Source organism: Hyphomonas sp. (genome assembly GCF_041398385.1).
Taxonomy (GTDB): Bacteria; Pseudomonadota; Alphaproteobacteria; order Caulobacterales; family Hyphomonadaceae; genus Hyphomonas.
Window position 1 is genome coordinate 366,888 of sequence record NZ_JAWKUW010000003.1, and the last position, 19,182, is coordinate 386,069.

15 protein-coding genes are annotated in these 19,182 nt (G+C 63.8%); 7 read left to right on the forward strand and 8 right to left on the reverse strand.

The annotated features are described in order from the left end of the window. Positions 1-21 precede the first annotated feature (21 nt). The gene (gyrA, locus tag R3C13_RS08870; RefSeq protein ID WP_371310450.1) at positions 22-2,808 is read right to left on the reverse strand and encodes a DNA gyrase subunit A; all 2,787 of its coding nucleotides are present in this window, start codon (positions 2,806-2,808) and stop codon (positions 22-24) included. A 175-nt stretch (positions 2,809-2,983) separates the two neighbouring features. Beyond that, positions 2,984-3,463, reverse strand: a complete 480-nt coding sequence (gene ssb, locus R3C13_RS08875) for a single-stranded DNA-binding protein (RefSeq protein WP_371310451.1) — start codon at positions 3,461-3,463, stop codon at positions 2,984-2,986. Between the two features lie 215 nt (positions 3,464-3,678). Between ssb and R3C13_RS08880 the strand changes: the two genes are divergently transcribed. Together R3C13_RS08880 and uvrA are read left to right on the forward strand one after the other, a co-directional pair. Then, positions 3,679-4,764, forward strand: a complete 1,086-nt coding sequence (locus R3C13_RS08880; RefSeq protein ID WP_371310452.1) for a phosphatase PAP2 family protein — start codon at positions 3,679-3,681, stop codon at positions 4,762-4,764. Between the two features lie 108 nt (positions 4,765-4,872). After that, a complete protein-coding gene (gene uvrA / locus R3C13_RS08885; RefSeq protein WP_371310453.1) occupies positions 4,873-7,893 on the forward strand; it encodes an excinuclease ABC subunit UvrA in 3,021 nt (1,006 codons plus the stop codon). Positions 7,894-7,915: 22 nt separating this feature from the next. Here uvrA and R3C13_RS08890 read toward each other — a convergent pair whose 3' ends face one another. Genes R3C13_RS08890 through R3C13_RS08905 form a run of 4 tightly spaced genes read right to left on the reverse strand, consistent with a single transcriptional unit; the run spans position 7,916 to position 11,269 of the window. Beyond that, on the reverse strand, positions 7,916-8,497 hold the full coding sequence (locus R3C13_RS08890; protein ID WP_371310454.1) for a DUF6265 family protein: 582 nt from the start codon (positions 8,495-8,497) through the stop codon (positions 7,916-7,918). Continuing rightward, positions 8,454-9,398 carry a hypothetical protein gene (locus tag R3C13_RS08895; protein WP_371310455.1) on the reverse strand — a complete coding sequence of 315 codons (945 nt, stop codon included), beginning with the start codon at positions 9,396-9,398 and terminating at the stop codon, positions 8,454-8,456. The genes R3C13_RS08890 and R3C13_RS08895 overlap by 44 nt, the downstream gene beginning before the upstream one ends. 25 nt (positions 9,399-9,423) lie before the next feature. Beyond that, a complete protein-coding gene (locus R3C13_RS08900) occupies positions 9,424-10,401 on the reverse strand; it encodes a hypothetical protein (protein WP_371310456.1) in 978 nt (325 codons plus the stop codon). Positions 10,402-10,450: 49 nt separating this feature from the next. After that, the gene (locus tag R3C13_RS08905) at positions 10,451-11,269 is read right to left on the reverse strand and encodes a hypothetical protein (RefSeq protein ID WP_371310457.1); all 819 of its coding nucleotides are present in this window, start codon (positions 11,267-11,269) and stop codon (positions 10,451-10,453) included. Positions 11,270-11,347: 78 nt separating this feature from the next. Here R3C13_RS08905 and trmFO point away from each other — a divergent pair, with 78 nt between their 5' ends. Continuing rightward, a complete protein-coding gene (gene trmFO, locus R3C13_RS08910; RefSeq protein WP_371310458.1) occupies positions 11,348-12,751 on the forward strand; it encodes a methylenetetrahydrofolate--tRNA-(uracil(54)-C(5))-methyltransferase (FADH(2)-oxidizing) TrmFO in 1,404 nt (467 codons plus the stop codon). Between the two features lie 7 nt (positions 12,752-12,758). Beyond that, positions 12,759-13,736 (forward strand): NAD-dependent epimerase/dehydratase family protein, encoded by a 978-nt coding sequence (locus R3C13_RS08915; protein WP_371310459.1) that lies wholly within the window; start codon positions 12,759-12,761, stop codon positions 13,734-13,736. On the opposite strand, the gene R3C13_RS08920 is transcribed toward R3C13_RS08915, so the two are convergent. Then, on the reverse strand, positions 13,733-14,404 hold the full coding sequence (locus R3C13_RS08920; protein ID WP_371310460.1) for a squalene/phytoene synthase family protein: 672 nt from the start codon (positions 14,402-14,404) through the stop codon (positions 13,733-13,735). The two genes, R3C13_RS08915 and R3C13_RS08920, sit on opposite strands and share 4 nt — an antisense overlap. Positions 14,405-14,447: 43 nt before the next feature. Here R3C13_RS08920 and R3C13_RS08925 point away from each other — a divergent pair, with 43 nt between their 5' ends. The 3 genes from R3C13_RS08925 to R3C13_RS08935 all read left to right on the forward strand — a co-directional run bounded on the left by R3C13_RS08925 (position 14,448) and on the right by R3C13_RS08935 (position 17,526). After that, positions 14,448-15,056, forward strand: a complete 609-nt coding sequence (locus tag R3C13_RS08925; RefSeq protein ID WP_371310461.1) for a superoxide dismutase — start codon at positions 14,448-14,450, stop codon at positions 15,054-15,056. Between the two features lie 141 nt (positions 15,057-15,197). Next, positions 15,198-15,803 (forward strand): hypothetical protein, encoded by a 606-nt coding sequence (locus R3C13_RS08930; RefSeq protein WP_371310462.1) that lies wholly within the window; start codon positions 15,198-15,200, stop codon positions 15,801-15,803. A gap of 175 nt (positions 15,804-15,978) precedes the next feature. Beyond that, positions 15,979-17,526 (forward strand): DEAD/DEAH box helicase, encoded by a 1,548-nt coding sequence (locus tag R3C13_RS08935; protein ID WP_371310463.1) that lies wholly within the window; start codon positions 15,979-15,981, stop codon positions 17,524-17,526. 80 nt (positions 17,527-17,606) lie between these two features. Here R3C13_RS08935 and R3C13_RS08940 read toward each other — a convergent pair whose 3' ends face one another. Continuing rightward, positions 17,607-19,043: a coniferyl aldehyde dehydrogenase gene (locus tag R3C13_RS08940; RefSeq protein WP_371310464.1), complete on the reverse strand. Its 1,437-nt coding sequence runs from the start codon at positions 19,041-19,043 to the stop codon at positions 17,607-17,609. Between the last annotated feature and the right edge of the window lie 139 nt (positions 19,044-19,182).

Below are 19,182 nucleotides of genomic sequence, written 5' to 3' on the forward strand. Positions count from 1 at the left end.
ATACTGGCAGCGGCAATCCGATCAGGCGCCGCCACCCTCATCCATACCGGTTTCGCCGTCTTCCACAAGGCGGGCGACCGAAACAACGCGCTCGTCGTCCGCCGTGCGCAGCACCCAGACCCCGCCCGTGGAACGCCCGGCAATGCGGATCTGCTCAACCGGCGTGCGGATCAGCTGGCCGGCATCGGTGACCAGCATGACCTGATCGCCATCGCCGACGGGGAAGGACTGGGCCACTTTCTTGAGCGGGCCCTTCTTCTTGTCGCGGCCCCAGATGTTCTGGGCGACGAGGCCTTTGCCGCCCCGCCCGGTGACGCGGTAGTCATAGGCCGAGGAGCGCTTGCCCATGCCGTCGTCAGCGATGGTGAGCACGAATTCCTCTGCCGCGCCAAGCTCGACGATGCGGGCCGGCGAAAGCGTGGTTTCGGCAACGTCTTCCTCGTCCTCCGAGACCTCCTCTTCTTCGCCTGTCGCAGCACGGCGCATGGCGGCGGCGTGCTTCAGATAGGCCCGGGCCTCTTCGGACGTGATTTCGACATGGCGCAGGATGCCCATGGAAATGACTTCGTCGCCATCGGCCAGACGGATGCCGCGCACGCCGGTCGAGTTGCGGCCCGCGAAGACGCGCACATCGGTCACCGGGAAGCGGATGCACTGACCCAGCGCCGAGGTCAGCAGGATATCGTCCTTCTCGGAACAGATCTTCACGCTGACAATGCTGTCGCCGCCATTCTCGTCTTCCAGCTTCATGGCGATCTTGCCGGCGCGGTTGACGCGCACGAAGTCTGCCAGCTTGTTGCGGCGCACGGTGCCGGAGCGGGTCGCGAACATGATGTCGAGATGCTCGGTTTCGGCCTCGCTCTCGGGCAGTGGCATGACGCTTTCGATGCGCTCATCGGCCGCAAGCGGGAAGATGTTGACCAGCGCCTTGCCGCGCGAGGTCGGCCCGCCGACGGGCAGGCGCCACACCTTCTCCTTGTAGACCATGCCGGCCGAGGAGAAGAACAGAACCTCCGTATGCGTCGTGGCGGAGAACAGCTCGACGACGAAATCGTCTTCCTTCATTGACACGCCCGCCCGGCCCTTGCCGCCGCGATGCTGCGTCCGGTAGGTCGAGAGCGGCGTGCGCTTGACATAGCCGCCATGGGTGACGGTGACGACCATGTCCTCGACCTCGATGAGGTCTTCATCTTCCATGTCGATGCCGCCGGCAGTGAATTCGGAGCGGCGCGGCACGGCGAACTTGGATTTCACCTCGGCCAGTTCCGCCTTGATGATGTCGCGGATGCGGGCGCTGGAGCGGAGAATGTCTAGATAGTCGGCAATCTTTTCCGACAGGCCCTTGGCTTCATTGCCGATCTCGTCGCGGCCAAGGCCGGTGAGGCGCGACAGCTGCAGCGCGAGGATGGCGCGGGCCTGTTCGTCCGAAAGGTAGATCGTGTCGCCATCACCCTTGCGCGTGCGCCGGTCTGCGATGAGGTCCAGCAGCGGGCCCATGTCCATGATCGGCCAGGCCTTGGCGAGCAGCGCTTCGCGCGCGCTGTTCGGGTCCGGCGAATAGCGGATGATGCGGATGACCTCGTCGATGTTCGCGACGGCCATGGCAAGGCCGACGAGGACGTGGGCGCGGTCGCGCGCCTTGTTCAGGTCATGCTTGGTGCGGCGGATCACGACTTCCTTGCGGAAGGCGATAAAGCAGTCGAGCACCTTGCGCAGGTTCATCAGTTCAGGCCGGCCGCCATTCAGCGCCAGCATGTTGACCGGGAACGAGTTCTGCATCTGGCTGAACCGGTAAAGCTGGTTCAGCACCACGTCCGCGCTCGCATCCTTCTTGATCTCGATCACCACACGGATGCCGTGACGGTCGGATTCGTCGCGCAGGTCCGCAATGCCCTCGACGCGTTTCTCGCGCACGAGTTCGGCGATCTTGGTGATCATCGCCGCCTTGTTCACCTGGTAGGGAATCTCGCGGACGATAATGGCCTGGCGGCCATTGCGGGCCTCCTCGATATCCGTCTTCGCCCGGACGATCACACTGCCGCGGCCGGTCAGCAGCGCCTTGCGGCTGCCGGACATGCCCATGATGAGGCCACCGGTCGGGAAGTCGGGGCCCGGAACGATCTCACAGAGGGCGTCGTCGTCGATCGCCGGATTGTCGATCACTTCGATCGTAGCGTCGATGATCTCGCCCAGATTGTGCGGCGGGATGTTGGTCGCCATGCCGACCGCGATGCCGCCGCCACCATTGACGAGCAGGTTCGGGAACTGCGCCGGCAGGACGACGGGCTCCTGCTGGGAACCGTCATAGTTAGGCTGGAAGTCAACCGTATCCTTGTCGATGTCGGCGAGGAGGTAGGTCGCCTCTTTCGTCATGCGGCTCTCGGTGTAGCGCATGGCGGCCGGCGGATCGTTGTCGATGGAGCCGAAATTGCCCTGGCCGTCGACCAGCATCACGCCCATCGAGAAAGGCTGGGCCATACGGACGAGCGCGTCATAGATCGCGCTGTCGCCATGCGGGTGGTAGTTACCCATCACGGCGCCGACGATGTTGGCAGATTTCTTGTAGGGCTTGTCCGGCGTGTTGCCGCCCTCATTCATGGCGTAGAGGATACGCCGGTGGACCGGCTTCAGGCCATCGCGCACGTCCGGCAGGGCGCGGCTGACGATGACGCTCATCGCATAGTCGAGATACGAGCTTCTCAGCTCGGATTCGATGGAAACCGGCTCGATACCGTCCGGCAGGGCCGCGCCGCCACCGCCATTCTCGGGGGTTTCCGGCTCGTCCGGAGGGGTCGTCTCGTCGCTCATGTGGAACTCGTGTCTGCTACGGAGGGCGCGTTCAGAATCACGCGCGGAATGACTTCCATTTATCTAGCATTTTGCGCCCGCAATACAAACCGCAAAGGCCAGTATTTGCAGTAGAATCGGCCCCTCCGGCGCAGACGCGCGGGAGGGGCCGGAACATGCCGTATTCAGGTGTAGCCTAGAACGGAATCTCGTCGTCGAGATCGTGGCTGGCAAAGCTTTCCTGCGGGCCGCTCATCGGGCGGGCGCCGCCACGCGAATAGCCGCCGAAATCATCGCCACCAGCCGACCGGCCGCCGCCTTCGCCGCGGCTGTCGAGCATGGTGAGCACGGCGTTGAAGCCGCGCAGCACCACCTCGGTCGTGTAGCGGTCCTGCCCGTCCTTGTCCTGCCATTTACGGGTTTCGAGCTGGCCCTCAATGTAGAGCTTCGAGCCCTTTTTCACATAGTTCTGGACGACGCGGACAAGGCCTTCATTGAACACCGAAATCCGGTGCCATTCGGTGCGCTCCTTGCGCTCGCCGGTGTTCTTATCTTTCCAGTTTTCCGAGGTGGCGAGGGAGAAGCTGGCCACCTGGCCGCCATTCTGGAACTGGCGGACCTCCGGATCCTGCCCAACATTGCCGACGAGGATGACCTTGTTGACTGATCCTGCCATGGCGACTCTCTCCTAAATCAAAGCTTCCGATAACTATCCAAGGGCCCCTTCTAGGCCCCGCTGACACACGAGTCTCTCAGGATTCGCGGAAATCCACAGGCGATTGCCGCTGTGCCCTCAACATCAAATGTTCTTATTATGTTCTCATAATCGAGTCAAACGCAATTTTCGCCTGAAGATACTGGTCCTTAAGGCGAAGCTGATAGGACAGCGGCATGTCTTCCCGCGAAACCACCCTGCGCAGCCTCAGCCTCGCCCGCCTGCCCTGGCGCCAGGCTGACATGCGCCTGCTGGTGCCGGTCTTCGCGGCGATTGCGGCATGGCTCACCCTGTCCGCGGTGCTCAAGGCAATGATCCACGGCGCGCCGGGCGCGAGCGCGTCGCTGACGCCGTCCTATTACAATTATGCCTTCCGCAATGCGCTGATGTTCTTCCAGGGCGCGCTGATCATAGGCGCAGTCCGCCTTGCCCTTGGCCTCCTGAAGGAGGGCGGGCTGGACGGCATGAAAGCCGCGCTGGTCGGGCAGAAGTCACGCATCCTCGCGCTGCCTCTTTTGTTCGTGGCCGGGCTGGTCTCATTCGCCCTGTTCATGTCGGCCTATTCCGGCATCAAGGTGCGCATCCCCTCCCTGCACCCCTTTGCCTGGGACGATGCCTTTGTCGCGTGGGACCGGGCCCTGTTCTTCGGCCACGATCCGTGGGCCGTTTTCGGCTTCATCTACGACTCGCCATTCCTCCTGCGCAGCGTGGACTTTCTGTACGATCTCTGGGCCGTGTTGCTGGTCGGCAGCTGGATGGTCTGCTTCGTGATGGGAAACCGCGCGGATGTCGCTCGTCGCCTTCAGTACTGCCTCGCCCTGATCCTCACCTGGTTCGTCGGCGGCAATCTGCTCGCGATCTTCTTCTCGTCCGCGGGCCCCTGCTTCTATGACCATGTCGGTGTTGATCCGGCCTATTATTCCGGCCTGTTCGACCGCCTCGCCGCAACGCCCGGCCTGCGCGCGCCCGAGATGCAGCAGATGCTGTGGCAGACCTTCGAGCAGGATGGGCTCGGCATCGGCGGCATTTCGGCCGCGCCCAGCATGCATTGCGCGACGGCCTTCCTGTTCGTGCTGATGTTCGGGCGCACGCCGCTGCGGCGCACGGTGACCGGCGTTTACTTCGCCGTGATCCTGTCCGGATCGGTGATCCTCGGCTGGCACTACTTCATCGACGGCCTGATGGGCGCGGCGATTGCGTTCGCCTGCTGGAAGCTTTGCGGGCACTTCGCCGCCCGGCTTGCGCCTGCAGAAGGCTGCTGACAGATCCTGTCACGAACGTTCACATCCTGTTCTTTACCTTTCCGCGCGGCCGCCCTACATCTCGCCCTCAGCGAGTAAGTCAGCCCGATTCCCGAAAGGCTCAGCAGAATGGCCGAGTCCCCCTTCATCCGCGTGCGCGGCGCCAAGGAACACAACCTCAAGAATATCGACGTGGACATCCCCCGCGGCGAGCTGGTCGTGATGACCGGCCTCTCCGGCTCGGGCAAGTCCTCGCTGGCGTTCGACACGATCTATGCCGAGGGCCAGCGCCGCTATGTCGAGAGCCTGTCGGCCTATGCGCGCCAGTTCCTGGAACTGATGCAGAAGCCTGACGTGGAGAGCATCGAGGGCCTCTCGCCCGCCATCTCCATCGAGCAGAAGACGACCAGCCGGAACCCCCGCTCGACCGTCGGCACGGTGACGGAGATCTATGACTACATGCGCCTCCTCTGGGCGCGCGTCGGCGTCCCGTATTCGCCAGCCACGGGCCTTCCGATCGAGAGCCAGACGGTCAGCCAGATGGTCGACCGCACCATGGACCTGCCGGACGGCTCTCGCCTTTACCTGCTCGCCCCTATCGTCCGTGGGCGGAAGGGCGAATACCGCAAGGAATTCGCGGAGCTGCTGAAGAACGGCTACCAGCGCGTGAAGGTGGACGGGGAATTCTATGAGCTGGAAGACCCGCCGAAGCTCGACAAGAAGTTCAAGCACGACATCGACGTCGTGGTCGACCGCATCGTCGTGCGCGAGGGCATGGAACAGCGTCTTGCCGAGAGTTTCGAGACCGCGCTGAACCTTGCCCAAGGCATCGCAATCGCCGAATTCGCCGACAAGAGCGATGGCGACGAGGAACCGCGCCGCATCACCTACAGCGCCAATTTCGCCTGCCCTGTCTCCGGCTTCACGATTCCGGAAATCGAGCCGCGGTTGTTTTCGTTCAATAACCCGTTCGGCGCCTGCCCCACTTGCGATGGGCTTGGCGAACAGCTGAAGATCGATGCCGGCCTCGTCGTGCCGGACAAGGATCTCGACCTTATGAATGGCGCGATTGCGCCCTGGGCAAAGAGCGCCTCACCTTACCAGACGCAGACGTTGCAGGCGCTGGCCGACCATTATGGCTTCGACCTGAAGAAGCCATGGAACAAATTGCCCGAACGGGTGCAGGATGTGATCCTTCACGGGACGGGCGAAGAGGAAATCGACTTTGTCTATGACGACGGCATGCGCCGCTATGAAGTCACCAAGACATTCGAAGGCGTCATTCCGAATCTCGAGCGCCGGTATCGCGAGACCGATAGCCAGTGGGTGCGTGACGAAATTGCGAAATTCCAGGCCGCCGCGCCCTGCCCGTCCTGCGGCGGAAAACGCCTGAAGCCGGAAGCCCTCGCCGTCAAGATTGCCGACCTCGATATTTCCGACGCCGGACAATTCTCGATCAAGGAAGCCGGCGAATGGTTCGGCAAGGTCCACAAGACGCTGACGAAGCAGCAGAACCAGATCGCGTCGCGTATCCTGAAGGAAATCAACGACCGCCTTGTCTTCCTCAATGATGTCGGCCTCGATTATTTGAGCCTCTCGCGCGCATCCGGCACGCTGTCAGGCGGCGAGAGCCAGCGCATCCGCCTCGCCAGTCAGATCGGCTCCGGCCTGACGGGCGTGCTGTATGTACTCGACGAACCCTCCATCGGCCTGCACCAGCGCGACAATGAGCGGCTGCTCGAAACGCTGAAGCGCCTGCGCGATCTCGGCAATTCGGTCATCGTGGTGGAGCATGACGAGGATGCGATCCTCACCGCCGATCATGTTATCGACATGGGCCCCCATGCCGGCGTGCACGGCGGCGAGATCGTCGCCGAGGGCACGCCAGCCGAGATCATGAAGTCTAAAACCAGTCTGACGGCGGACTATCTGAACGGCGCCCGCGAAATCGCCATTCCGAAGCGCCGCCCGGTGGAGAAAGCGAAGCGCAAGATCACGCTGAAGGGCGCGACCGGCAACAATCTGAAATCCGTCAATGCCACCATCCCGCTGGGCAGCTTCACCTGCGTCACCGGCGTATCGGGCGGCGGCAAGTCTACTCTCATCATCGAGACGCTCTACAAGGCGCTGGCCCGCAAGCTGAATGGCGCGTCGGATCCGCCGCTGCCCTATCAGAGCATCGAGGGCCTGCAGCATCTCGACAAGGTCATCGACATCGACCAGAGCCCCATCGGCCGCACGCCGCGCTCGAATCCCGCGACCTATACCGGCGCCTTCGGGCCGATCCGCGACTGGTATGCCGGCCTGCCGGAAGCCAAGGCGCGCGGCTATGCGCCCGGCCGGTTCAGCTTCAATGTGAAGGGCGGGCGCTGCGAAGCCTGCCAGGGCGACGGTGTCATCAAGATCGAGATGCACTTCCTGCCCGACGTCTACGTCACCTGCGAGACCTGCAAGGGCAAACGCTACAATCGCGAAACGCTGGAAGTCCTGTTCAAGGGCAAATCCATCGCTGACGTGCTGGACATGACGGTGGAAGACGGCGCGAAATTCTTTGCCGCCGTGCCGGCCATTGCGTCGAAGCTCGACACGCTGAACCAGGTCGGCCTCGGCTATATCAAGATCGGCCAGCAGGCGACGACGCTCTCCGGTGGCGAGGCGCAGCGCGTGAAGCTCGCCAAGGAACTGTCGAAGCGCGCCACCGGCCGCACGCTGTATATTCTGGACGAACCCACCACGGGCCTGCACTTCGAGGACGTCCGCAAGCTGCTGGAAGTGCTGCATGAGCTGGTCGACGGCGGCAATACGGTGCTAGTGATCGAGCACAATCTGGATGTCGTGAAAACGGCCGACTGGGTGCTGGACATCGGCCCGGAAGGCGGCGACGGCGGCGGCCAGTTGATCGCGGCCGGTACGCCCGAAGACATCATCGCGGAAAAGAAAAGCTGGACCGGCCGCTTCCTGGCCGAAACCTTCCGCCGTCAGGACGAACGCCGTGCCGCCCGCAACAAGCGGGCGAAACCGGCCGCCGCTGCCGCAGAGAAGCAGACCTCAGGCAAGACGGCGTCGAAAAAACCCGCCGCCAGGAAAGCGCCTGCCAAAAAGGCCGCCGCAAAGCCGAAGAGATCGAAAGCCGCTTCCGCCGCCAAGTGATGCGGCCGGGCGCCGGACGGCGTCAGTCGCCGATACGGTCGTAGTGGACGACGTGCTTTTCCTGGCTGCCATCATCGGCCGTCAGGACGAAGCTGACCACCGCACGGTCCGGGCCATCGGACGCAAACGTGATGCCATCGAAATAAACGATGCCATCCCTGATCTCCACCAGCGGCCGGTCGACATAGTCATCCGCTGCCTGGAACGCGCGGAGGTCCGCACCGAAATGCCGGTTGCGGTAGGTGAGCGTGCGGCCGACCTCCATGAAGGCGGACAGCTCATACACGGATGTGTCGCCATCGGTGTAGAGGCGAACGAGGCCAGGCATCTGCGTGCCTTCCGGGGCCATGACCCGGTGATCCACGCGGTCACCGAAGACTTCGCCCCGCCAGAGTCCTTCGAACCAGGCGATATCCTCAAGGCTGGCATCCGGCGCAGCGCCGCCGTCCGAGAATTTCACCTCGGTGAGGTCGGCTGGGGCCGGATCGGTCGGCACTGCCGCGCAGGCCGCCATCAGCGCAGCGAGCGCCAGGATGGCGGGCCGGGCCAGGGCGCGGCGGCTAGACAAATTCGCCCGCGAGGTCTGCGCCAGCCCAGTCGTCATCGGTGCGCGCGGCCAGCGCGGCGGGGCCGCTGATGATGTGCTGGAAGGCGGCCTGCACCAGGAAGACGAAGAAGAAGACGAGCAGCAGCGGCCCCCAGAAGGCCGGAGAGGTAATGGCTGCGGAGACGGCCGCCTCATCCGCATTCCCCTCGAACAGGCCGGGCACCTGCGCACCCAGGATGCCGAAGCCGAGCGCGGCCGCGATCAGGTAGAGGATCACGAACACGACCATGATGATCAGAAACAGGACGATCCACGCACCGACGATCGTCCAGCCCTTGCCCTTGGTGACTTTCCAGGATTCGAAGAAACGGATTTCCTGGTCCCGCACGGTCAGAGCGGCTGCGGCCGACAGGCGCGCGGCGATCCACAGCGCCACCGCCACAAACCCGAACAGGGACAGGATCATGACGATGGCGCCGATCATCGCGCCCGCCTGTCCGAGAGCGACGCCGATGAGGAGCGGCACAAACATCGCGATGATCAGGCCGATATAGAGGCCGATGAAGAGGGCGAACCAGATCAGGCCGACGATGAACAGGCGCCCTTCATCGGCACCGAGCCGGAGGCTGAACCCGTCGCCGCGCATGTACCGGCGCTGGTTGGCGCCCTCGAACACGACCCAACTGAGAATGCCGAGCGGCATGATCCACAGCCCCCTGAAGCCGACCGTGGCCGACATGCGGTTGATTTCGGAGGCATGGGATTCGATGTCGCCGCCTTCAGTGATCATCCGCAGGTACATCTCGTAGATCGGCCATTGCAGCCAGATCGCGACCGCCTGGACCGCAAGCGTCACAAGGCCGAAGACGAGCGCGTACTTCCAGAGGAAGCCCCGCGGTCCGCCGGTTTTCGAATAGTGGGAAATCGCATTCCCGAAATTGAACTCAAGTCCGGCCATCGCTGTCCCCTTGCGCGTTGCGTGCCTAATCGAAATCCGAAATTGTCTGCGCATCGTCAACGCCGCCGCGCGGATCATGGCGCGCCGCGAAGGCCGCGGGCGCGGCCGAGAAATGCATCACCAGTCCGGCCATGAAATAGCGCACGAACAGGTAGAGCACGATCGCGAAGAAAACCGCTGGCGTGAAAAACTCATCGAGATCCGGTATCTCGTCGGTGATGAAGCTGGTGCTCAGCATGGCCGGCATCATGGCGGCCTGCGCGATCATCGAGACGATCGAATCGACGATTCCGGCAACGACCGAGACGATGACGAACGCGCCAAGAATGGGCCAGAACCGGCCACGCGATGCGATCCAGCCATCGAAGAAGGCGACCTTCCGGTCTTTCAGCGTCAGGCCGAAACTCGGCGAATACCGCGTTGCGAGGAAGACGTAGAGCGGGACCAGGACCAGCATGGATGCGAAGACGAGCCCCATGGTCTGCAAGGCACGCTGGCCAACTTCGTTTTCGGTCATCGTGCCGTCGGCTAATTGGCCGATCAGGCCCAGTGTCGAAAGACCCGCCGCCAACGGGATGAAGAAGATGATCGCCTGCATCAGAAACCAGAAGACGCCGGTGCCCATCATGCGCAGCTCATCGCCGCCGAAGCTGAGCGTGAATTTCTCGTCGCGGATATAGCGCCGCTGCGATGCGGTTTCGAACATCGCCCAGACGGCCCAACTGATGAGGGTGCCGGCAATGGCCCACGGGATGAGCGGCGACAGGACGCCGAACAGGGATCCGATCACCTGCATCGGATCGTCGGGCGTCGGCTGGCCCTCCAGGGCTTCGGCGGCCTCGAAGAATGCGATCAGGGGGTCGCGCGCGATGAAGAAGAAGGCGACCATCAGGCTGGTGCAGATCGTCGCGAACGCAAAGGCAAAGGCCCACGGGAACGTTCGCGCATGCGCGGCCCGAAAGCCGTTCATCAGCGCGCCGTCGAATGAAAACCCGCTGGTCATGCCTGCTCCCTTGCCTGCCCCGACGGGAATCTAGGCCAGTTTGCGGCCTTTAGGCAATCTTCCCGCCCGGACTTAGCCGCAACAGCAGGGCAACGGCGAGGCCGTGGCCTCCGAGCACAAACGGCGCATGGAGAGCCAGTCCGGTGATGCCTGTGGCGAACAGGGCGGGTTCGGACTGTCCCATTGCGTGGATCAGCGCAATGTTCGCCAGCGCGCCCAAGGCGAACGGGACGACGTGGGTGGCGAGCGCCGCCATGCCGAGGCGGGCGGCAAGCCCTTTGGTCCAGCGCCAGGTGCGGAACACCATGGCCTGCCCCCTCGCAACCGTCGCCGCCCCGACCAGCAAGAGGCGCAGCGCAAGGTAAGCGAGACCGCCCATGCCCGTCGCATAGATCATCACGAGCGCGACACCATAAGGCGTGCGCAACAGGTGACTGAAGGCGGCCTGCATCTGCGCCTCGTCCGGGCTCGCTGCGAGGTCGATCACACCGGACATCTGCAGCATCGCCACGCCGAAGGCGCCGACGAAGAACAGGACAAAGAAGCCGATCAGGAAAAAGGCGAGGTAGAGGGCAAGGTTTACGTGCGCGAGTTGTACGAAGCTGCCCTTTGCGTCCGGCAGCATGGCCCGGTAGATGCGGAGCGAGGCCAGGACGCCGGCAACGAAAACGAGGACAAGCGCCGCCAGCGTCAGGACCGCGCCGCCCGTCCCCGTGCTGAGGGCCCATTTGTAGAAGCCACCCGCCAGCGCCCAGAGGGCCAGCCACGGCAAAGCCGGCAGCGCCGCGCGGCCGGCATTGGCCCATGCGCCCGCCACCAGTGCGGGAACCGAGGCAACTTCCGAGAAGGCTTTTTCGTGTGAATCCATGGCCTTCCCCTAGCCGGAGGCCTGCGGCGCCGCAAACGCTATCTTGACGCGCCGCGCCCCTCTGCGCATGTCCGGCCCATGAGTATCAAGCCAATTCATATCATCGGCGGCGGCATGGCCGGTTCGGAAGCCGCCTGGCAGGCCGCGAATGCCGGCGTGCCCGTCATCCTGCACGAAATGCGGGGCGTCAAAGGCACCGAGGCCCACCAGACCGACAAGCTGGCCGAGCTTGTCTGCTCCAATTCCTTCCGCTCCGACGACCACACGACCAATGCCGTCGGCGTGCTGCACGAGGAAATGCGCCGCGCAGGTGGCCTCATCATCACCACTGCGGCGGACCACCAGGTTCCCGCCGGCAGCGCGCTGGCTGTCGACCGGGAAGGCTTCTCTGAGGCCGTCACGGCCAAGCTGGAAGCCCACCCGAACGTCACAATTATCCGCGAGGAAATCGCCGGCATCCCACCGGAAGACTGGGACAGCGTCATCATCGCCACCGGTCCGCTCACCTCTATCGCACTGGCCGAAGCGATCCGCGCGCATACGGGCGAGACGGACCTCGCCTTCTTCGACGCCATCGCGCCGATCGTCTATTTCGACAGCGTCGACATGTCGAAAGCCTGGCGCCAGAGCCGCTATGACAAGCCGGGGCCCGGCGGCGATACCGCCGCTTACATCAACTGTCCGATGACGGAAGAGCAGTACAACGCCTTCATCGATGCACTGATCGCCGGCGAGAAGACCGAGTTCCGCGACTGGGAGAAGGACACGCCCTATTTCGAGGGCTGCCTGCCGATCGAAGTCATGGCGGAGCGCGGCCGCGAGACGCTGCGCTTCGGCCCGATGAAGCCGGTCGGCCTCACCAATCCGCACCAGCCCGACGTGAAGGCCCACGCCATCGTGCAGCTGCGCCAGGACAATGCCCTCGGCACGCTGTGGAACATGGTCGGCTTCCAGACCAAGCTGAAATACGGCGCGCAGACGGACATTTTCCGCATGATCCCCGGCCTTGAGAAAGCAGAGTTCGCGCGCCTCGGCGGCATCCATCGCAACACGTTCCTCAACTCACCGAAACTGCTGGACCGCCAGCTGCGCATGAAGTCCATGCCGCGCCTGCGCTTTGCCGGTCAGGTGACGGGCGTGGAAGGCTATGTCGAGAGCGCGGCCATGGGCCTGCTCGCCGGACGCTTCGCCGCCGCCGAACGCCTCGGCCAGACGCTGGAAGCGCCGCCGCCGACAACGGCCCTCGGCGCGCTTGTCACGCACATCACCGGCGGCCACCTTGAAGGGGGCCAGACGTTCCAGCCGATGAACGTGAATTTCGGCCTGTTCCCGGATGTCGAGGATTTCCCGAAGAAGGACGAAAACGGCCGCCGCCTGCGTGGCAAGGAGAAGGGCCGTTCCAAGAAGCGCGTGCAGGCGGCGCGGGCCCTCACTGACATCGACACATGGCTGGCGGGGCAGGCCCTCGTCGCGGCGGAGTAACGGTGCGATGCGGCTACTGCTGACCGGATCGACCGGCTGGCTGGGCCGCCACCTTGCACCGCGCCTTGCCGCGCTCGGTCATGAGGTCACGGGCCTCGACGTCGCCCCCGGCCCGCACACGCAGGTGATCGGCAGTGTCGCGAACCGCGACCTGATCGACGAGACTTTCACCCGCCACGGCATCGAAGCCGTCATTCATGCCGGCGCCCTGCACAAGCCGGACATTGCCCGCTTCCCGTCACAGGCCTTCATCGACACCAACATCACCGGCACGCTGAACCTGCTGGAGGCCGCGACGCGCGCCGGGCATGACCGGTTCGTAATGACGTCGACCACGTCGCTGATGATCTCGCAGGCCGTGCGTGACGAGGTGAGCGACGCCGCCGTCTGGATGGATGAGGACTATAGCCCGCTCCAACCGCGCAACATCTATGGCGTGACGAAACTGGCCGCGGAAAATCTCTGCCGTCAGGTGCAGGGCGAGACGGGTATGGGCACCATCGTTATCCGCACGTCACGCTTCTTCCCGGAAGATGACGACACGCACAGCGATCCGCCCCCGGAAAACCTGAAAGCCAATGAGTTCCTGCACCGCCGCCTGACCGTGGAAGACGCTGCCGAGGCCCACATCGCCGCGCTCGATCGTGCTCCGGAGATCGGCTTCGGCCTCTACATCGCTTCGGCCCCGACACCTTTCGCTCGTGAGGATTGCGCCGAGTTAAAATCCGATGCCGCCTCTGCCATCGCCCGCTATTTCCCGGATGCGCCCGCACTCTATGCAAAGAAAGGCTGGCGCCTGCCCGCCTCACTCGGCCGGGTCTATGATGCCTCACGCATGGAACGGGAGATCGGCTTCCGCTGCCGGACGGATTTCGCCGCCATTCTCGACGCCCTGCGCACCGGCACGCCGATGCCCTTCGCCCACGATGGCGGTTTCGTTTCGCCCAGCACGCTGGGAGCCGACCTGATCCTACCCTGCGCCTAGACCTGCCCGGTGCGGATGGCCTTCAGGATGGTCAGCCGCTTGGTGACAGCGTTCGGTTCGCCCTTCTCGCTGTAGTGCTTGCGCAGGCGATAATGGGCCACAGCCGGGCGGATGGATTTCGGCACCGGTTTCACATGCGGACCGAAGGCCTTGGTCTCCGACCGCCGGAGCGCGGCGTAAGCGGGCGCCACGTCGCGGATTTCCTCGGCCCAGTCATGGTGCGAGGTCAGCACGCTCGCCGCGGTCAGGGCGAGCCAGGCTTCCGGTTCGCGCGAGCGGTCCTGCGCGACGAAGGCGGCCTCATAGGCATCGACCAGTTTCTGGAGCGCCCCCAGCTTCAGGCGCCCGGCGCCCGACTCTTCTGCAATGGCGAGGCACACATCGTGCTCCCGCGAGGGCTTGCCGGCCTCAAGCTCAGCCAGCGCGTCGCGCCACCACTGGTATCGGATGAGGCCCAGCGTCTCTTCCGTCACCGCAAGACGCACCCGCGCCAGCTCATAGGCCAGCGCATAGAGGGCCGTCAGGGCCTGACGCTCGGCTGCCGGGGCGTAGCGGCTGGAGATCCAGCGGTCTTCGTCGACCTTGCGCACCCGCTTGTCGATTGCGGCCCACTGTGATTTGGAGAGGGGGTTGGTCTCGGTCGGCATGGAACCCATATGTCGGATCATACGCTTTAACACCAGATACCCATCTGCAAGAGAGGATTTTCCCATGGCATTTGAACTCCCAGACCTGCCTTACGGCCGCGGCGGGCTTGCGCCGCACATTTCGGAAGAGACGCTGAACTTCCATCACGGCAAGCACCACCAGGCCTATGTCACCAACCTGAACGGCCTGATCGAGGGCACCGACCTTGCCGGCAAGTCGCTGGAAGAGATCGTGAAAATCTCGGGCGCCGACAAATCCAAGGCCGGCATCTTCAACAATGCCGCGCAGGTGTGGAACCACACCTTCTACTGGCACTCGATGAAGCCCGGCGGCGGCGGCGCGCCGCACGGCAAGGTGGCCGAGCTGATCGACCGCGACCTCGGCGGCTATGACGAATTCGCCAAGGCTTTCAAGGCGGCCGGCGGCACGCAGTTCGGCTCCGGCTGGGCCTGGCTGATCCTGAAAGATGGCAAGCTGGCGATCACCAAGACGCCGAACGCCGAAACCCCGCTGACCGACGAAGGCGCAACGCCGCTGCTCACCATGGATGTGTGGGAGCACGCCTATTATCTCGACTACCAGAACTCCCGCCCGAACTATATGGACGCGTTCCTCAATCACCTCGTGAACTGGGACTTCGCCAACCAGAACCTCGCTGACGCGGGCGTCTGATCCTGCTAGGGTCCCCGCGACAGGAATCGTCGCGGGGACCCGGCCATGTTCTGCACCCAATGCGGACGCAAGTTTTCTGACACCGATAAATTCTGCGGCGGCTGCGGCACGCCGAGGCCTGGGGCCGCGCCGCTGGGGCTGATGTCACCCGCAGCACCGGCGCCTCCGCCGCCCGCTCCCGACATCGACATCGATCCTTCCATCGACTGGCGTGCCTCCATGCGCGTGCGGGAAATTTCCAACCATCCGGACGTGCGGGCCCGCATCGTGCGGGTGACGGGGGCTGTGCCGTCCGGCATGACCGCCGACCAGTTCCTCGATGCGGCCAAGCCGCTGCTGGCGGCCGCCGGTGCCGGGAACATCCCGCTCAAGGCGCTGAAGGACGTCGCCGTTCCTTTCTATGCCAAGATGGGGCTCAAGACGAACACGGAGCTGTCGCAGGGCTTCAAAAACACGTTCGGCGAGACGCTCGCCGCCGTGCTGTGCTCTTTTGCGAGCCGGGGCCAGCCGCTGGTCGACATGGCCGAGGCCACCAATGGCTGTGTCGTCAATGCGAAGATGCCGTCCTCGATGTGGAGCTGGGAAGGCAACATGATCGTGACGCTGGAACAGCGGGACGAGGGCACCATGCTGAGGGCCAATCTGACCGTGCCCGGACAGGCCTTCGACTGGGGCAAGTCGAAGCGCGTGCTGCAAGACCTGATCGACGATGTCATGAAATACCGTGACATGCCGCCCGCCGCCTGAATGGTCCTGAATTCCGGGCCTTCACCTCGGGGCCAAATTGCATTATGTGCAGCGCACAAGACGCTCCGGGCATGGAAAGCGCCCGGTCCGCGGATCGCACAAGGGTGTGCGCAAAGCGGAATGTTGGCGGGCATGTGGCCCGCACGGGTATCAACTCCATCCCAGGAACCACACATTGACTGAAAAAACCTTTGCTGATCTCGGCCTTGCGCCGGACATCCTGAAAGCCGTCACCGAAGCCGGCTACACCACGCCAACCCCGATCCAGCTCGAAGCCATCCCGCATGTGATTGGCGGCGGCGACGTGACCGGTATTGCCCAGACGGGCACCGGCAAGACCGCCGCCTTCGTGCTGCCGATGATCCACCGCCTTGCCAAGGGCCGGGCCCGGGCGCGCATGCCGCGCTGCCTGATCCTTTGCCCGACGCGCGAACTCGCCGCGCAGGTGGCGGAGAATTTCGAGAAGTACGGCAAGTACCTGAAGCTCACCATGGCGCTGCTGATCGGCGGCGTCAGCTTCAAGGACCAGGAACAGCTGCTGCAGCGCGGCGTGGACGTGCTGATCGCGACGCCGGGCCGCCTGCTCGACCAGTTCGATCGCGGCAAGCTCCTCCTCATGGGCGTCGAATACTTCATCATCGATGAAGCCGACCGCATGCTCGACATGGGCTTCATTCCCGACATCGAGAAGATCTGCACCAAGCTGCCGGTGAAGCGCCAGACCCTGCTGTTCTCGGCAACCTTCCCGACCGACATCCAGCGCCTCGCCAAGACCTTCCAGCGCGACCCGGTGAAGATCGAAGTTGCGCGCCCGACCGATGCGGCCACCACGATCACCCAGCATGTCGTCCACCTTCCGACCGACAGCGCCAAAGCGAAACGCACGGCGCTGCGCCGCGTGATCGAATCCTGCGACGTGAAAAACGGCATCGTCTTCTGCAACCGCAAGGTCGAAGTCGATATCGTGGCTGCCTCGCTGTCGAAGCATGGCCATGACGCGGCGCCGATCCATGGCGACCTGCCGCAGTCTGTCCGGACGGAAACGCTGCAGAAATTCCGCGATGGCGACCTGAAACTGCTGGTTGCTTCGGACGTTGCGGCGCGCGGCCTCGACATTCCGGATGTGGGACACGTCTTCAACTATGCCCCGCCGCCGAAGGATGAAGACTACATCCACCGCATCGGCCGCACGGGCCGCGCCGGACGTACCGGCGAGAGCTATACACTGGTTTCGCCGGACGACGAGAAATCCTGGGGCTTCGTCCTCAAGATGATCAAGAAGGACGTCGAGAGCTTCATGCCGGAAGGCCTGCTGGAAGAACTTGAAAACCTGCCGCCGGAAGAAAAATCCGGCCGTGGCCGCCGCGGAGACCGGGGCGAGCGCGCACGGGGCCGGGGTGATCGCAGCGAGCGGGGAGACCGGGGCAGCCGCACCCGCAGCAGCCGCCGCAATCGCGACGACGCACCGAGGGAGGAAGAAGCCACCGTCGAAGCAACGGAAACGATTGCACGCGAGGAACCGGCCGAGAAGCCGAAGCGCGAGCGCACCGCGCGTTCGCAGGAACGCAGCGAGCGCAGCCCGGAACGTGCCGAACGCAGCGAAAAGCCGCGCCGCGACCGCGGTGGCGACCGCAAGCGTAAGGATGACGACCTGATCCTTGAGCCGGCGCCCGAAAACGTCAAAGGCTTTGGCAAGGACGTCCCGGCCTTCCTGAAGCGGTAAATCTATCCGCCGGATAGAGCGCTAAAATAAAATCCCCTCGATACCAGATCGAGGGGATTTTTTTGTTGGCGGACCCGGCCCTAGCGCTTCAGGCGGCCCTTCACCTGGGCACGGAACTTCTCGCCATAGGGCGGGCGGATCATGGCCAGCATCTCGCTGCCGGTCTGGGTGTAGACCGCCTTCTTGTGGCTGAATTCGTAGAAGCCTTCGCGGCCATGGTACGAGCCCATGCCCGACGGACCGACGCCGCCGAAGGGCAGGTCTTCCTGCGCGACATGGAAGATCACATCGTTCACTGTCACGCCGCCGGAGGTCGTATTGTTCAGCACAAGGTCTTTCTCAGCCGAGTCCTCGCCGAAATAATAAAGACCGAGCGGGCGGGCATGGGAGTTGATGTACTCCACTGCCTGTTTGGTATCGCCATACGACTTGATCGGCAGGATCGGTCCGAAGATTTCGTCCTGCATGACTTTCAGATCGTCGGACGGATCGATGATGATGTGCGGCGGGATCTTGTGATGCGGCTGCTGGGAGAAGTTCTCACCCGTGGGATTGATCTCCACGACATTCGCGCCCTTGGACTTCGCCTCGTCGATATAGCCCATGATGCGGTCGTAATGCCGCTGGTTCACGATGGAGGTGTAGTCCTCATTGTCCTTGAGGCCGGTGGGGTACATCGTCTGGACCGCCTTGGTCGCAGCGGCAACGAATTCAGCGGTCTTTTCCTGCGGAACAAAGGCATAGTCCGGCGCGAGGCAGATCTGGCCGGCGTTCAGTGTCTTGCCGGCCATGATACGGTTCGCCGCCTTCTGCATGTCGGCGGAGCGCCCGAGCACGACCGGGCTCTTGCCGCCAAGCTCCAGCGTCAGCGGCACCAGATTGTCGGCCGCCGCCCGCATGACGTGATGGGCGATAGAGGTCGCGCCGGTGAACAGGATGTGGTCGAAGGCGAGCTTGGTGAACTCGGCGCCGACCTCCGGCCCACCGGTGATCACGGCGACTTCTTCCTCGTCATAGTACTGCGCGATGGCCTTCTTCATGACTTCCGAAGTCGCCTCGGTGAATTCGGACGGCTTGATCATGCAGCGGTTGCCCGCGGCGAAGACGCCGGCGAGCGGCGTGAAGGTCAGGTTCACCGGGAAGTTCCACGGGCTGATGACACCGATCACGCCTTTCGGCTGGTACTGGATTTCCGCCTTCGAGCCGAGCAGGCCGAGCGGGAATTCCACGCCGCGCTTCTCCGGGCGCATCCATTTTGCGAGGTGTTTCTTGGCGAATTTCAGCGCCCCGATGGACCCGGCAATGTCGGTAAAGTTGGACTGGTCCTTCGAGCGATGGCCGAAATCGTGGCACATCGCCTCGTTCATCTCGTCGCCATAGGTGATGAGCAGGTCGATGGATTTGTCGAGCCATTCGATCCGCCGGGCCGCGGACGGGATGCCGTCGCGGAGATGCGCCGCTTTCTGGCGGGCGAGAATGCCGGCCATGCCGGTGCTGGAAACCGTATCGAGAGCCATGGCGTTCCTCCTTGCCTGGTTCAGTCTGAACAGTTTAGCGCGCGCTCAACGCTTCACAATGGGGCTGCGGGCTTGCCCCCGCGTGAGGCGTTCACAAGACGGTCGCCGCCGATAGAGTGCCCGGCAAGGAACCCATGCG

What these genes read in the sequence shown, in the direction of transcription:
- gyrA (WP_371310450.1), bottom strand. Translation starts at nt 2,808, where the DNA reads ATGAGCGACGAGACGACCCCTCCGGACGAGCCGGAAACCCCCGAGAAT.
- ssb (WP_371310451.1), bottom strand. Translation starts at nt 3,463, where the DNA reads ATGGCAGGATCAGTCAACAAGGTCATCCTCGTCGGCAATGTTGGGCAG.
- R3C13_RS08880 (WP_371310452.1), top strand. Translation starts at nt 3,679, where the DNA reads ATGTCTTCCCGCGAAACCACCCTGCGCAGCCTCAGCCTCGCCCGCCTG.
- uvrA (WP_371310453.1), top strand. Translation starts at nt 4,873, where the DNA reads ATGGCCGAGTCCCCCTTCATCCGCGTGCGCGGCGCCAAGGAACACAAC.
- R3C13_RS08890 (WP_371310454.1), bottom strand. Translation starts at nt 8,497, where the DNA reads ATGACGACTGGGCTGGCGCAGACCTCGCGGGCGAATTTGTCTAGCCGC.
- R3C13_RS08895 (WP_371310455.1), bottom strand. Translation starts at nt 9,398, where the DNA reads ATGGCCGGACTTGAGTTCAATTTCGGGAATGCGATTTCCCACTATTCG.
- R3C13_RS08900 (WP_371310456.1), bottom strand. Translation starts at nt 10,401, where the DNA reads ATGACCAGCGGGTTTTCATTCGACGGCGCGCTGATGAACGGCTTTCGG.
- R3C13_RS08905 (WP_371310457.1), bottom strand. Translation starts at nt 11,269, where the DNA reads ATGGATTCACACGAAAAAGCCTTCTCGGAAGTTGCCTCGGTTCCCGCA.
- trmFO (WP_371310458.1), top strand. Translation starts at nt 11,348, where the DNA reads ATGAGTATCAAGCCAATTCATATCATCGGCGGCGGCATGGCCGGTTCG.
- R3C13_RS08915 (WP_371310459.1), top strand. Translation starts at nt 12,759, where the DNA reads ATGCGGCTACTGCTGACCGGATCGACCGGCTGGCTGGGCCGCCACCTT.
- R3C13_RS08920 (WP_371310460.1), bottom strand. Translation starts at nt 14,404, where the DNA reads ATGATCCGACATATGGGTTCCATGCCGACCGAGACCAACCCCCTCTCC.
- R3C13_RS08925 (WP_371310461.1), top strand. Translation starts at nt 14,448, where the DNA reads ATGGCATTTGAACTCCCAGACCTGCCTTACGGCCGCGGCGGGCTTGCG.
- R3C13_RS08930 (WP_371310462.1), top strand. Translation starts at nt 15,198, where the DNA reads ATGTCACCCGCAGCACCGGCGCCTCCGCCGCCCGCTCCCGACATCGAC.
- R3C13_RS08940 (WP_371310464.1), bottom strand. Translation starts at nt 19,043, where the DNA reads ATGGCTCTCGATACGGTTTCCAGCACCGGCATGGCCGGCATTCTCGCC.